14 protein-coding genes are annotated in these 14,449 nt (G+C 39.4%); 7 read left to right on the top strand and 7 right to left on the bottom strand.

Features of this window, described 5'->3' with window-relative positions; all coding sequences use genetic code 11:
- Positions 1 to 8 precede the first annotated feature (8 nt).
- Together BMY70_RS16525 and BMY70_RS16530 are read left to right on the top strand one after the other, a co-directional pair.
- Complete coding sequence (locus BMY70_RS16525; RefSeq protein WP_090337011.1) at positions 9 to 320, top strand: RNA polymerase sigma factor; 312 nt, start codon at positions 9 to 11, stop codon at positions 318 to 320.
- 150 nt (positions 321 to 470) lie between these two features.
- Positions 471 to 1,373, top strand: coding sequence for an AraC family transcriptional regulator (locus BMY70_RS16530; RefSeq protein WP_090337013.1), 903 nt, complete (start codon positions 471 to 473; stop codon positions 1,371 to 1,373).
- Between the two features lie 90 nt (positions 1,374 to 1,463).
- On the opposite strand, the gene BMY70_RS16535 is transcribed toward BMY70_RS16530, so the two are convergent.
- The 6 genes from BMY70_RS16535 to prfB all read right to left on the bottom strand — a co-directional run bounded on the left by BMY70_RS16535 (position 1,464) and on the right by prfB (position 6,361).
- Complete coding sequence (locus tag BMY70_RS16535; RefSeq protein ID WP_090337015.1) at positions 1,464 to 1,898, bottom strand: DoxX family protein; 435 nt, start codon at positions 1,896 to 1,898, stop codon at positions 1,464 to 1,466.
- 115 nt (positions 1,899 to 2,013) lie between these two features.
- Complete coding sequence (locus BMY70_RS16540) at positions 2,014 to 3,327, bottom strand: MFS transporter (protein WP_090337017.1); 1,314 nt, start codon at positions 3,325 to 3,327, stop codon at positions 2,014 to 2,016.
- A gap of 474 nt (positions 3,328 to 3,801) precedes the next feature.
- Positions 3,802 to 4,623: an alpha/beta fold hydrolase gene (locus BMY70_RS16545; RefSeq protein ID WP_090337019.1), complete on the bottom strand. Its 822-nt coding sequence runs from the start codon at positions 4,621 to 4,623 to the stop codon at positions 3,802 to 3,804.
- Entirely contained in the window at positions 4,601 to 4,984 is a 384-nt protein-coding gene (locus BMY70_RS16550; RefSeq protein ID WP_090337021.1) for a type II toxin-antitoxin system VapC family toxin, read from the bottom strand. Before BMY70_RS16550 ends, BMY70_RS16545 begins: the two co-directional genes overlap by 23 nt.
- Positions 4,981 to 5,187, bottom strand: a complete 207-nt coding sequence (gene vapB, locus BMY70_RS16555; protein WP_218148640.1) for a type II toxin-antitoxin system VapB family antitoxin — start codon at positions 5,185 to 5,187, stop codon at positions 4,981 to 4,983. The genes BMY70_RS16550 and vapB overlap by 4 nt, the downstream gene beginning before the upstream one ends.
- Positions 5,188 to 5,286: 99 nt before the next feature.
- Positions 5,287 to 6,361 (bottom strand): peptide chain release factor 2 gene (gene prfB, locus BMY70_RS16560; protein WP_143072111.1). Its coding sequence is split into 2 segments (ribosomal slippage): positions 5,287 to 6,300 and positions 6,302 to 6,361, totalling 1,074 coding nucleotides; the frame shifts between segments, so codons are not numbered across the junction.
- Between the two features lie 216 nt (positions 6,362 to 6,577).
- On the opposite strand from prfB, the gene lpdA reads away from it, so the two are divergent.
- The 3 genes from lpdA to BMY70_RS16575 all read left to right on the top strand — a co-directional run bounded on the left by lpdA (position 6,578) and on the right by BMY70_RS16575 (position 10,692).
- On the top strand, positions 6,578 to 7,975 hold the full coding sequence (gene lpdA / locus BMY70_RS16565) for a dihydrolipoyl dehydrogenase (RefSeq protein ID WP_090337026.1): 1,398 nt from the start codon (positions 6,578 to 6,580) through the stop codon (positions 7,973 to 7,975).
- A 202-nt stretch (positions 7,976 to 8,177) separates the two neighbouring features.
- Positions 8,178 to 8,780: a DUF6036 family nucleotidyltransferase gene (locus BMY70_RS16570; RefSeq protein ID WP_229209654.1), complete on the top strand. Its 603-nt coding sequence runs from the start codon at positions 8,178 to 8,180 to the stop codon at positions 8,778 to 8,780.
- Between the two features lie 145 nt (positions 8,781 to 8,925).
- Positions 8,926 to 10,692 (top strand): ATP-binding protein, encoded by a 1,767-nt coding sequence (locus BMY70_RS16575; protein WP_143072112.1) that lies wholly within the window; start codon positions 8,926 to 8,928, stop codon positions 10,690 to 10,692.
- Between the two features lie 4 nt (positions 10,693 to 10,696).
- Here BMY70_RS16575 and BMY70_RS16580 read toward each other — a convergent pair whose 3' ends face one another.
- A complete protein-coding gene (locus BMY70_RS16580) occupies positions 10,697 to 11,695 on the bottom strand; it encodes a polysaccharide deacetylase family protein (protein WP_090337030.1) in 999 nt (332 codons plus the stop codon).
- A gap of 54 nt (positions 11,696 to 11,749) precedes the next feature.
- On the opposite strand from BMY70_RS16580, the gene BMY70_RS16585 reads away from it, so the two are divergent.
- Positions 11,750 to 13,294, top strand: a complete 1,545-nt coding sequence (locus BMY70_RS16585) for a hypothetical protein (RefSeq protein WP_143072113.1) — start codon at positions 11,750 to 11,752, stop codon at positions 13,292 to 13,294.
- Between the two features lie 38 nt (positions 13,295 to 13,332).
- On the top strand, positions 13,333 to 14,394 hold the full coding sequence (locus BMY70_RS16590; RefSeq protein ID WP_229209655.1) for a DUF6268 family outer membrane beta-barrel protein: 1,062 nt from the start codon (positions 13,333 to 13,335) through the stop codon (positions 14,392 to 14,394).
- Positions 14,395 to 14,449 lie beyond the last annotated feature (55 nt).

The raw sequence follows: 14,449 nt of genomic DNA on the forward strand, positions 1-14,449 counted from the left end.
CTGACCCTATGAACTTTCCTAATGAACAAATTCTTTATCGCGTTAGTCAGGGAGATGAAGCGGCATTTTCTCAATTGCGCACGCATTTTCGTTCGCCCGCACTAAAATTCTGCAGGACTTTGCTCAAAGATGAACAGGAGGCCGAAAATGTAATAAAAGATGTGTTCGAGAAAATCTGGGACTGCCGTGTTCAGATAAAACCGGAGGTTAGTTTTCAAAGTTATCTGTTTATTAACCTGCGAAATCATATTTTTGATCAGTTTAAAAAGTTCGAAAAGGATCAGATACTGAGGCAACAATATCTAAATAAGGTTATCTGATATTCTACGATTTTATCAAAAGGAATTGCATCATTATTTCGGAAAAAAGATTTAAATCCTTTCATAGATAGAATGGTGAGGTTTCGTTCTTACTTAATTTGAAAACGACTCATACAAGAAAGTATAAGTCTGGTCTTGCTAGTAAATACGATGAAACCTCACTTTCATAAAGTTCCGATCAAATCTCAAAACTCGTTCAGTATCAGACATGAACGGGAGTCCAGCTTTGGTACGGTCTGGCATTATCATCCTGAACTGGAATTACATTATCTTATTAAAGGAAGCGGTGTTCGGTTCATCGGCGATAATATCAGTAATTTCTCAGATGGAGAATTAATTCTTTTAGGCGAAAATCTTCCTCATACCTGGCGAACGGAGGGTGAAGCAGCAAATTCTGCGGTTGAGGTGATCATCATCCATTTTTTACCGGATTGTTTGGGTGGAGATCTGCTGACTTTACCGGAGGCTTACCTTATTCCAAAGCTTTACGAAAAAGCGAAAAAAGGTCTTGTAATTAAAGGGGAAGCAAGGGAAAAAATTATAACCTTAATGCGTTCAACAGTACAAGCAGAAAACCTTGATCGCCTGATTTCGCTGCTCACAATTTTAAAAATCCTGACGGAAACAAACGAAACAGATACTATTACATCTGCGCACGCTTTTTACAAATCCAACGACTCTGAGACTTTGCGTTTGAATAAAGTGTATGCTTATACATTGGCAAATTATAAAAATCCGATCGCATTGCAGGATGTAGCCGCAATAGCAAATCTGGGAGTCACGTCGTTTTGCAGGTATTTTAAATTAATGACAAAAAAAACCTACAATGATTTTCTTGTCGAGATCAGGATCAGCCACGCCTGTCGCTTTTTAATTGAAGACAGCCTGACGATCGAAATCATATGTTTTGAATGCGGATTTAATAATATTTCCAATTTTTACCGGCACTTCAAAAATGTAACGAATATGACTCCATTAGAATACAAGCGGAAGTATTTATTTAAAAACACACCCGAAGGAAATAAATTGGTTGATGAGGTGAAGACCTTTTAAACTAAAAACAGTACAGTTATCAAGCAGGCGATTTTCAGTTGCCGTGCCTTAAAACTGCACTGTTTCGCGGAACATGTAACGTTGAATTTCTTAGTTATTATGATTTTTCAACCATTCGTCCATGGAAAATTTACCAGAACCTATGACAGTGAATGTTAAGACCAATAAAAGCGTGATCATCGATAACCATAATTCTGAATTGAAATAGGAAAATCCAGCGCGGACATTTACAAAGAAAACGGCGGCGATGAGTATCGGAATCTGGAAAATTGCAGCCGTCCGTGTCAGGCATCCAAGGGCGATCAGAAAGCCTCCGAAAATGTGAGCAAAAGCTACATAGTGCACCGCCATGACAGTATACAGGTGAAAATCCATATCACTGATCAGATGCGAAAGTCTTGCCGTATCGCTGATAAAGCTTATGCCTTTTACGAAAAGAAGAACACCCAATCCGATACGCACAACATCCATCCACGCAGGATGATGTGTGTCTCCCCAACGTTCAATTCGATTTATCATTTCCATAACTCTCAGAATGTTTTGGTTTCCAGAAAGTTATAAAATTAGAAAATCGAAATCAATAGATAAATTATCTTTTTAATTAGAATAGTACATTTTAATTGACTTCTTAAATTTACTGTCAATGTTCTATAAGAGAGGTGTGTTTAGTATCCTTCATCGTGATGTATACTGTGAGTGAAATAAAAATGCAAGCTGTAACATACCAGTAGTAATAGTTTTCGTGACCTGCATTTTTAAACCATAGAGCCAGATATTCAGCCGTTCCGCCAAAAATAGCAACGGTTAAAGAATAGGGTAGCCCGACTCCCAAAGCACGTACTTCAACTGGAAATAATTCTGCTTTTACGACTGCATTGATCGAGGTGTAACCACTGACGATTATCAGTGCTGCCATCAATAAACCGAATGCGCCCCACATCGTTGAAGTATGGCTTAATGTTGTAAGCAGTGGAATTGTGCAAAGCGTTCCCAAAACCCCAAAACCGATAAGCAAAGGTCTTCTCCCAACCCGATCACTCAGAGCTCCGAAGACAGGTTGTAACAAAGCGAAAATTAATAAGGAGCAAAATGTCAATGTTGTGGATTGTCCTTTCGTGAGTCCCACCGTATTTACCAGGAATTTCTGCATATACGTGGTGTAAGTATAAAATGCGAGTGTTCCTCCCAGGGTAAGTCCAACAACAACAGCAAGCGCTTTGGGATGTTTGAGCAATTCTTTTATTGACCCCTCTTTCTTTTCCGCAGACAAGCTTTTATTTTGAAAAGCGTCTGTTTCATGAAGATTGCTGCGTAAATACAAAGCGATTAGTGATAAAATAGCGCCAATCACAAACGGTATGCGCCAGCCCCATGCATGCATTTGCTGGTCTGTCAGGAATATTCTCTGCAAAATAAGTTGGAGGCCTAAGGCGATTAGTTGTCCGCCAATAAGTGTTACATATTGAAAACTGGAATAAAATCCACGCCGTTCTTTTGTGGCCACTTCGCTTAAATACGTCGCAGATGTTCCATATTCTCCGCCAACACTGAGGCCTTGTAACAGCCGGGCGATTAATAATAAAATGGGTGCGGCAATTCCTATGGTTTCATAGCCGGGTAAAAATGCAATTAATAACGAGCCGAAAGACATAAGTAAAACAGATAAAGTCATCGACTCTTTTCTCCCTTTTGTATCTGCAATTTTACCAAACAAATATCCGCCGATCGGCCTCATTAGAAATCCAACTGCAAAAATTCCGGCAGTGTTGATCAACTGAACTGTCGGATTTGAATCTGGAAAAAAACTACCGGCGAAATAGAGAGAAAAAGCCGAATATGCGTACCAATCATACCATTCAACAAGGTTACCAATGGATCCGCCCATGATGGCTTTGAGTCGCCAGTTGGTGTCATTTTTTTGAGTAGCGGTGCTGGAAGTATTCGTTTCTATCATGTACTTCAAGGATTTTGCAGGAAAAAAGGAGTCCTTTAAAGATAGAAGATTTTATGGAGAGGTTAAGCGGATGGGTAGAAATTGTTATTTTTAAGCGTAACAATCGTTCCGGAGGAGATAACAATCTGATGGCTTTTGTTGAATAATTAATATTACTTGGGTCATGAAAATATTCCTTAACAAGAAAATACGAAATATTTCCTTAGTATTGACGGTTGTTCACGCTCTGGCATTAATGTATACGCCCGGGTATTATTGGAGTCATAACCCCGCCGAACCGGGATTTTGGATTGCGATCTGGAGTGCTGTTTCTAGTACTGTTTTACTTAATTTTTTGTTCCTTAAATTTTCGGGTAAGGGTTAACTTCTTGCAATATGATTTTTATTTAATAGCAACGAACACTTTCCTTTGGTTGCAAGCCTTACACACGCTCAACCATGAAACACCGGTTTCAAATCGGTGTTACCGTCGTATCATGAAACTATTTGCAGGATGATATCTGCAGCCTTTTCAACAAGATTTCCATGCCCGGCGGGTAGCAAAAAATACTGCTCTTCCGGAAGAAGCACAGACAATTTCTTCACATCTTTTGCCTTTAACAACTTATCGTATTTACCAATAAACAAATAAACCTTCGTTCCATCAAGTTTTTTGTAGATCGCAGAAATGTCAAATTTCAGCATCCGGAAAGCCAGCCAGGAGCGGTAAATAATTTCCTGTTGTTGTGGATCGGCGAGCATGAATTGTGTAAAACGGATCAGGCTTTTGTGGATTAGTCCCACTTTTTCGAACAAAAGAGCTGATTTAATTAAGATATCAGGATTTTGAAGTACCCAGTGAAAAAGTTTTCGGGTTGGCCAGAAGCGTGAAGCCAGAGTATAAAGAGGATGTTCGGAAACTCCATCCGGCGCAATTAAAAATGCATTATCGATTTTTGGTGAAAATTCTTCCAAAGTCGCCAGGGCAAATCTTCCGCCCATACTAAACGCAGCAATATCAAAACGGTCAATTTGATTTTCTTCTAAAAATTCAGAAATCAGTTTGCTCCAAAATGTTTTGGTGACAATATCCTGATCTGAAAAATCATCATTTCCATGAAGACCTTTACTTTGTCCGTGGAAAAACAGATCGAAAGCGTAGATTGTATAGTGATCTCCTAAAAGTTCTGAAAAGGATTTAAAACATGTCAAGCCGGTTTGGCCAATGCCGTGGAAGGTTAGAAGGATTTTTGGGCCGTGGCCGAGGCGATGATAGTGTAAATTCATTAATAAACTACCAAAAAAGATTAACTCCATAGGCTGGAAAGTTCGGATCCTTTCCGATGATGCGCAGGTTTTCTTCGAGGCTTTGGCAAATGATGATTCTGTCAAATGGGTCTTTATGAATAAATTCCAACTTGCTTATTCTAAGAAAGTGAGAAAATTTAAGCGGAAGGATATTGATATTGGTTTGTGAGAGGTTATCCAGAAATTCCTCCAAGGGCTTTTTTAATAACAATTTCCCTAGGCTAATTTTTATGGCAATTTCCCATAATGAAGCCGTACTTACATATTTAGTGTTTTGCTCATCTTCTCTTGCGGTTTTGGCATTGGTTGAAAGAAAGACGTCTCCTTCCATAAACCAGATAAGCGTGTGTGTGTCCAAAATATAATTCACGGCATATATTCCTTAAAGTCTTCCAACGGCTCATCAAAATCATCGGCAATTTCAAAAGTACCTTTCATCATACCAAATGTTAGTGGCTTCTTAGTTGAATTTCCTAAATGCTTGCTTATCAGAAAATCAACATAATCAGAAACCTCCTCTTTCAAGTTGGGAGGAAGTGTGGCTACTTTATTGATCAAATCTGCCTCGTTCATAATTTCTTCGATTTGATAGTAAGTTAACCAGAAATTAAAAGACCTCCAATTTTATTCAAATAAGGAATAAAATTGGAGGTCTTTTAATTTAAATATCTTTTAATACTCCATCAAATAAGCTTTAATGAAATCATTGATCTCACCATTCAATACCGCATCAGTATTAGAAGTCTGGTGATCTGTACGGTGATCTTTAACCCGGCGGTCATCCAAAACATAACTGCGGATTTGAGAACCCCATTCGATTTTACGTTTGGAAGCTTCCACTTCGGCGCGAGCAGCGTTTCGTTTTTCCAGCTCGATCTGATAAAGACGCGATTTCAATAAACGAATCGCAACTTCCTTGTTCATAAGCTGGGAACGTTCCTGCTGACAGGCGATAATGATTCCCGAAGGTTTGTGATGCAGACGCACTGCCGTTTCAACCTTGTTCACATTTTGTCCACCCGCACCACCGGAACGGTAGGTATCCCATGTAATATCCGCCAGGTTAACATCAATTTCAATATTGTCATCCGCCAGAGGATACACATAAACAGAAGTAAATGAAGTATGGCGGCGGGCATTGGAATCAAAAGGAGAAATCCGGACCAGGCGATGAACGCCGTTTTCCGATTTCAAATTTCCATAAGCATATTCGCCGGAAATTTCCAATGTAACTGATTTGATACCAGCCACATCACCATCCTGCAAATCTACTTCACGAACTTTGTATCCATTTTTTTCAGCCCACATGATATACATCCGCATCAGCATCGATGCCCAATCCTGGGATTCGGTACCACCGGCACCTGAGTTAATTTCAATAACGGCCGGAAGTTCGTCGCCTTCTTCGCCCATCATTTTTCGGAATTCAATTTCGTCAAGTTTCGCTTCCAGCTTTTTGCCTTCTTCGTCTACCTCTTCCTCGGTAGCTTCACTTGCTTCATAAAATTCCCAGATTGTATCCAGGTCGTCGCGTAATCTCGAAAGTTCTTCAAACCCTGTCGTCCAGAATTTAAGTCCGCGAATTTCCTTCATTGTTTTCTCAGCCCGTTCCGAGTCGCCCCAGAATTCCGGTTGAGAAGTTTGTTGTTCAAGGTCGTCTAGCTGTTTTTTACGGTTAGCGTAGTCAAAGATACCTCCCCAAAGCCTCTACACGGGCCTTCAAGTCTTTCAATTGATCAAGTGTCATTGAATTTTTTGAATTTATAGTTGAAAAATTTATTAAGATTTTTGGCTCCAATTGTTATAGAATATTGTTACCATCTATGCAAAGGTATAACAATTCAGGATTAGTGTCAGTTTCACATAAATACGTAACTGTTTACATGTAGTGTTTCCAGCAAATCCTCGTACCTTTGCATGAAATTTTTGTCAACCCATTTCTTTCAAATAAAAATACTAGAAAATGGCTCAAACGTATGACGTAATTGTCGTTGGTAGCGGTCCTGGCGGATATCCGGCAGCTATCCGTGCTTCACAATTAGGATTGAAAGTAGCAATTGTAGAAAAAGAACTTTTAGGTGGAATTTGCCTTAACTGGGGCTGTATTCCAACCAAAGCCCTTCTTAAAAGCGCACAGGTATTTGAATACATCAAACATGCGAAAGACTACGGAATTAACGTAGGCGAATCTTCTGCTGATTTCGGAGGCGTTATCAAACGTAGCCGCGGTGTTGCAGACAGCATGAGCAAAGGAGTTGCTTTCCTGATGAAGAAGAATAAAATCGACGTCATCATGGGAACGGGAAAAGTGAAAGGTGTAAAAACAGTTGAAGTTACTGATAAGGACGGAAAGAAAACTGATTATACTGCTGGTAAAGGTGTTGTGATCGCAACAGGAGCCCGTGCCCGCGAATTGCCAAATATTAAAATCGACGGTACGAAAGTAATTGAATACCGTAAAGCAATGAGCCTTGAAACACAGCCAAAAAGTCTTTTGGTAGTAGGTTCTGGCGCGATCGGAATGGAGTTTGCGTACGTCTACGCAACAATGGGAACCAAAGTTACTGTTGTTGAATTCCTTCCAAATCTTGTTCCTGTAGAAGATGAAGACGTTTCGAAAGAAATTGCAAAGCAATACAAAAAACTTGGCATCGATACTTATGTAAACTCTTCTGTTGAGAAAGTGGATACAAGCGGAAACGGTTGCAAGGTTTCTGTTAAGACCCCGGATGGAGAAAAAACTTTTGAAGTTGATGTAGTGCTTTCAGCAGCTGGTATCGTTTCGAACATCGAAAATATCGGTTTGGAAGAAGCTGGTATCAAAACAGATAAAGGTAAAATTTCTGTTAACGAGTGGTACGAAACCAACGTTCCGGGTTTCTACGCAATCGGTGACTGTACGCCTGGCCCTGCTTTGGCACACGTTGCTACTGCGGAAGGTATCATCTGCGCAGAGAAAATTGCAGGTCATAAGACAGAAGCTCTGGATTATGGAAATATTCCTGGTTGTACGTATTGCCAGCCTGAAATCGCATCTGTTGGTTTCACGGAGAAAAAAGCGAAAGAAGCAGGTTACGATATCAAAGTTGGTAAATTCCCATTTAAGGCATCTGGTAAAGCTACGGCTGCCGGCGCTACGGATGGTTTCGTAAAAGTAATTTTTGATGCTAAATATGGTGAGTTCCTTGGAGCGCACATGATTGGTACAAACGTTACTGAAATGATCGCTGAGGTTGTAGTGGCCCGTAAACTGGAAACTACTGCACATGAAATCATGCGTTCAATTCACCCGCACCCAACCATGTCAGAAGCTTTGAAAGGAGCAACTGAGGCGGCTTATGGTGAGGCAATCGATTTGTAATAAGGCTTTCGGTCGTCGGCTATCAGCTTTCGGCAGATAAAATAATAAAACCCTGGTGGATTTTGGTCTGCCGGGGTTTTTGTATTTAGCTCATATAATTTGCGAACTAATTTTTAATAATGTTACTTGTAATTAAGTAAAAGCAATGGTTTTAACTCATATATTTTATGAGCTATTTTATAACAGTATAAAAATCGTAACCATGCCTGATAGTGACTTTCATACAAAATCGCAGTATTCTGAAAATATAGAAAATTTCAGCAGGCTTAACCGTTTGGCAGGAAAACTATATCGTTCGAATCCACTGAATAAAAAATCGATTTTTATGGATATTAGTAGTGAAGATGTGCAGCAGCTTTTGAAAAGTCTTAATCAATTTCAGGTAAAATATCTTTTAATAGGAGGAATGGCAGGAGTAGTTCACGGGCACATTCGTACTACGCAGGATATGGATCTATGGGTTAAAAACGACCTTGACAATACAAAAGCACTCATTAAAGCGCTATCCGAAAATGATGTGGTTGGTAGCGATTTGCTTTTAAACATGCCACTTATTTTCGGTTATACCTCCGTCCGTTTTGGAATGTCAGGATTTGAACTTGATTTGGGACATTCACTAAAAGCATTTTCAGAAGCTGATTTTGATGCTTGTTATGAACGTGCTTTGCAAGCCGATCTTGATGGAATTCCATTTCCTGTCATCCAGCTTAGGGATTTGATACAAGAAAAAGAGGCAACAGGACGACGTAAAGATTTAGCTGACATTGAAGAATTGCAACGTATCTGGGAAGAGCAGCAATCTTAATGGTTTGGTGTACTAAAATTGTGAATAATCGGATCAACTTACTGTTTTCGATTATTTTTATCCCTCAAAAATTCAATGTCAATTAAAACAGCAAGTTTTTTAATTGTATATTGGAAGACTCAACATTAAAAATGAAAAAGTCAGTTTGGATAAGTTAGAATATTCAAGTCAGTTTAATGACATTTGGAAGACTGAACATGATATTAAAACGCAGTGGGGAAATCGAATTTTCTGTTTTGCTCACCTTATAGGATACCCCATAACTTCTTTTTTATACTACTTCAACCATAATCCGGTATTTCTAACCATTCTGAAAATTCAATTGCTGGCAAGTGCAATTATTGCCGGCCTTTTATTTTTTCATTTTTATAAAAAAGCACCGAGTCGGGTCATTGCATTTTATACTTTCCTTACGATTATCGTTTTTCATTCACTTATCCTGGCGACAATTCCGCATACCTCTTACGATAGGGCGAGTTTCAACATGACGCTTGCGTTGATATTTATCACGTTCATTTTGTGTTGGCCCCCCAAGGAATCCATTATTTGTACGGTTATGGTGCTTTTGCTTTTTCCCGCAGCACTGTATTTTCTCAGTCCCGATTCGCTACTACAATTTATCCGGGAAGGCGGGTTCTTTCTGTTTCTTGGACAATTTCTTTTTCCGTTTGTGATGAACGTCAAATATTCGAATGATAAACGGGCATTTTATTATCGGTATTCGCTCCGGGAAAAAAATGAGTTATTGGAAGAGCAGATCAAAATTTCGCAAGAGGCGACAAAAGCGAAAACAGATTTTCTGTCCATGATGAGCCATGAGATACGGACACCTTTAAATGGTATTGTCGGTATTGTTCATTTGCTTTTGAAAGAAGATTTACGAAGTGATTTTCAAAAAGAAATGATTCAGACACTGCTATTTTCATCAAATCACCTGATGACTGTGGTGAATGATATTATGGATTTTAATAAAATAAATTCTAATTATGTCAAGCTTGAAGTGAAGCCTTTTAATCCGGCTTTATTTTTTAAAAGCCTTGAAAAAACATTTATTCCGAAGGCTGATGAAAAGAATCTGAATCTCATTTTCGAAATTGCAGATTCTTTGCCGCCTCAATTGATAAGTGATGAGGGCCGACTTAACCAGGTGATAACAAACCTGATTCATAATGCCATCAAGTTTACTGAAAAAGGCGAAGTGAAATTTTCTGTAAAAGAGCAGGATAGGCAAGATAATTCCATAAAATTATTATTTCACATCACCGATACCGGGATTGGAATTCCGGAAGATAAGCAGTCGGTTATTTTTGATTTATTTACTCAGGCACACACTTCCGGAGACCGGCAATACGGCGGTTCGGGTTTGGGACTGGCGATAAGCAAAGAAATTTTACGGCTTTTCGGAAGTGATATCCAATTATCCAGTGTGCAGGGGGAAGGCTCAGATTTTTCGTTTGAAATTGATTTTAATTACTCGATGTTACCCATTATAAAAAGTTACCCGGTAAAAGATTTACCCCTTTCGTTATACCCTGATTGCAAAGTTCTTGTTGTCGATGATAATTATACCAATCTTTTGTTGGCGACCACGTTATTGAAACGGAAATCAATTTATTTTGAAACCGCTGAAAATGGTAAAGAAGCCTACGATAAATACAAAGCTTCGCAGGATTATGATCTTATTCTGATGGATTTAAAAATGCCTGTTATGGATGGTTTTGAAGCTACAAACCTGATCCGGGCAGAAGGTTCGACAGTACCGATCGTTGCGTTAACGGCCTCAACGTTTGAGGACGAAAAGGAGCGAGCCTTGTCCAATGGCTTCACAGGATATCTTGTTAAACCATTTTTACCTCTGGACTTTTACGAAATGGTTTATACGCATCTGGATAAGAAGACTATTGAAAAATAGTTTGTCATTTAATTTTTGCACGTCGCTGCATTGCCTCTCTCCAGGTTGTCAAAATGATGCCTTCTTTTTCAATATAACTTCTTAATTCCGGGTCAATCATAGCCAGGAAATCGCCCTCGCGTGTTATATTGGAATCAGAGATATGAGGAAAAACTTCGGTATGGATGGTGCAATGCATAATCACCATGGTCAGTCCGGGTTTTATATTTTTGATTGCATTAATATACTTTTCAGTCTTATATTTTTGAAGTGCTTTTTCAGATTTATCACCTGATTCAGGACCTTTCCAACCATAACTGGAATTTTCGAGATCGTCCAAAACAGGCAAGCCCGAGTCCCAAAGTTGTTTCCCAACCGTTTTCGTCATAGCAAGCTGATCGGCAATTATTTTTTCCTGTTTTTGTACCACCGAATTATGTCCGCCAGGAAACATCACCGGAATTTTTTCTTCCATCCCGACTTTTAGATATCGCTGCAAAAATTCAGGAGTCGCGAAAAGTGTTCCCATGTGTGAGTCCAGATGGGTAGGTGTAAATCCCATTGTCCGTGCTCTGTCCAGCTGCGCGCGAATTTCCTTTTCTACTTCATCCGGTGAGGCATTTTTGACAACGTCTCCGACACTGCGCCACATCGCTCCTTCGGAATCTACCAAGCCTTTAACCTGATTTTTCCCCGCAAGCGGCCCCCAGCGGTAATCTTTCCATTCAGAAGTTAACGTTAGATGTAATCCCGCATCAAGCTCAGGATTTTCCTTAAGATAATGCACAAAACCCGGTACCCAACCACAAGGCATCATCACGCTTAAAGAATTGGCTACTCCTTCTTTTATTGCCCTGATTGCTCCCTGGTTAGATTCGTAAGACATCCCGACATCATCGACGTGGATAATCAACACTTTTTTACCCTTTGGATAACCGAGTTTTTCAGCATAAGTCTGCTCCGAAACCTGAGCGATTGCGACGGAGTAAACCAGCATTATAGATATTAAGAAGATATGTTTCATGAAATTTTATTTAATTATGCATTTAAACATGCAGGCTATAAAACTATACATCGAATGAAGTATTTTGTACTATTCTTTTTACTGCTTTCTTTTATGGGATTTAAGGCTGAGGGGCAAAAAACCAAGGCAAAAGAGATAGTAGCGCAGGCACTTAAAGTGCATACCTCCGGGAAAATAATGGAACGTTTTGAGGTAAAGATTGTAAATGATATGCCAGGCAAGGCACCAGCATCACTTCAGCAGCCTGACCCAATGATGAATTTTTTGGATTCTCTGATGAAAACCTTACCTGATTCGATGCGGAAGGAAATGGCAGATCAGAAAGTTAAAGGAGAGGCAGAACTTTTCAAGACGATTGTTGAGGAATATGAGGGCAAAAAATATCAGCATTTCATTGATATCCCTTCAAAGAAGGTTGCAAGCAAGTCTATAAGGCTGAATCGCTTCAGGGAACGGGAAGACACAACGGCTTCATTACATAATTTCGAGGATTCCAATAACTTGATATTCGCTTGTAAAATAAATCCTGTGCTTCTGTTGCAGGTGATGAATCAGGATTCTGCTCAATTACATTATACTGGAAAGGTTTTAATGGATGATCAGGATTATCTTGTAGTTCAGGTGAAGCTACACAACAAATGGCTGGAAGTATATATTGATGCAAGGAGCAAGCTGGTCAGCAGGTTAGTAACATCGATGAAAGATGAAGATCCTTTGATGGGACAACGACCACTTCATTACAAGAATGTTATTTCCTATAAAAATTACAAGCTGCAAGATTCGTTTCTGTTACCAAACCGGATCGAAGAAACCGATAGCCATTTACCATTTACAGACAATAAATTAGTTACCTGGATAAGTATTAATAAAGTTTTTCCTGCTTCCGTTTTTGATCCACCGCTGCCGTATGAAGAAAAAATTAGTTACTTATTTTATGCAATTAGTGACAATTTATTTTTGATGGAAGAAAGGGACGATTACACAAATAGTCGCTCAATAATTAGCATGAATCCTGATAAGACGATCAGCATTTTCACTAATCTCGCAAACAATGAGATAGTTAATAAGAAGAAGCTGAAAGCGATTACTACCAAATTCGGAGATATTGAAATCAAATCCGTTTATAGCCTATCTTACCTCTCAGGACTGATATCGCTCTCCTGTTTTTTCTCAAAACAAATTCAGATAGCAGCACCAAAAGCAACGGGAATTTTCGGTGCTGTTTTAAACTCTGGGAACCGTGAGGAAGATTCAATGAAAATTGCTGTCCATGAAAAGGCTTTATTAAAAACCTTTGATCAGGATTTTGAAACTCAAACCGAAAAGGTGTTCATTTTAAATCCTGGAGCAGATCCAGAGCAGTCTGGTATTCGGGTGGCTTATTATTTGGAAAAAGAACATGTTGTTTATCTTGAAGGTTATTATCCTCACCAAAATAAAAATAAGGAAAAATGGATTGCACCAGGAGAAAAAGCGCTTTTGAAACTTATCGAAAATAAGGCGCTGGAAGTTGAAAAAATTATTTTCTCAGGATCCTTTGTTGATAATGCGCCACTCTTCATGACGTACGCTGATTTTGAAAATCGGGTGAAAAATTAGCCCGCGCCAGTAGAACAGGATGGCAAAAAGTAAGTGATGTGAGATTTGCCGGATACAATACGAAAACCCTTTTCTCGTTATTTGCCGACAATTACACCCCGGAACATCGCATGAAATTTTCCCGACATTTACTTTTCGGCTTACTTTTTACGACCATATCTTCGGCTCAGGCTCAGCATTTTGCGTTGAGCAGATTGTTTTATCCTAATCTTACTTTAAAGGCGGATTACAACGTTCCCTCGAATTTGGGCGGTGGAACAGGAAAAGATTATGGCCTGACGCGAAGTGGTTTTTTTGGTATTATTCCAATCCAGAGTGAAGTCCAGCTCGGATACAGTTTGAGGAAAAAGTTTGACCTGCGCGCCGTTCATACCGTTCTGCTTACTCAATTTACGCAGCTACAACCTACGTTGGATGGAAAAAATATTCCTGATAACGGGTATAAAACTTTATCAGTTGGTGTACTAAGATTACAGGCAAGTATCAAAGACAGGCTTTGGGTATACGGCGGCGGTCTCGGGATGACCGAAAGTAATGAAACATTTTTCTCCCCTCAGCCATTTTTTTGGGGAGGTGCAGCGCGTATGCATATTCTTGGCCTGCACACGCAGATTATGTATGGTTCAATTTTAGCCTATAACCAAAAACTTCGTTTTGTTCCGGTATTTGGTGTGAATAAAAGATTTGGGAAAGACTGGCGGGTTTCGGCACTACTGCCTTTCATGATGAATGTGAACTATCGGACAACCAAGTGGTTTAACGTTGATATGCTTGCCGGGTTAAACGGATACAGCGGCGGTTTCCAGATTCAGACACCAGAAGAAAAAATGCTGCGACGAGAAAATTATCGCCAGATTAAACTGGGCGTTTCTGCAAATGCGCATTTATTTACAGCTATAAATATTTCTCTGGAGGCTGGTGTCACCACCTTTCGGCAGTTGAAAACATTTAATAGTGCCCGCGAAACGCTAACAGCTTATACTCCCGGAACTACGCCTTACATTGGCGCAAGTGTACGCTATATCACAAGCAGGTCAAAATTATCGAACCGGTTCACAAGAAAAATGAATTTAGGTGGAGGCGGTGGAATTAACTGGTAATGAGTTTATTAACAGATGTTTTTTATATTTGATTCGGTTAAGAATCCAGGTTTAA

Source organism: Dyadobacter koreensis, assembly GCF_900108855.1.
Lineage (GTDB): Bacteria > Bacteroidota > Bacteroidia > Cytophagales > Spirosomataceae > Dyadobacter > Dyadobacter koreensis.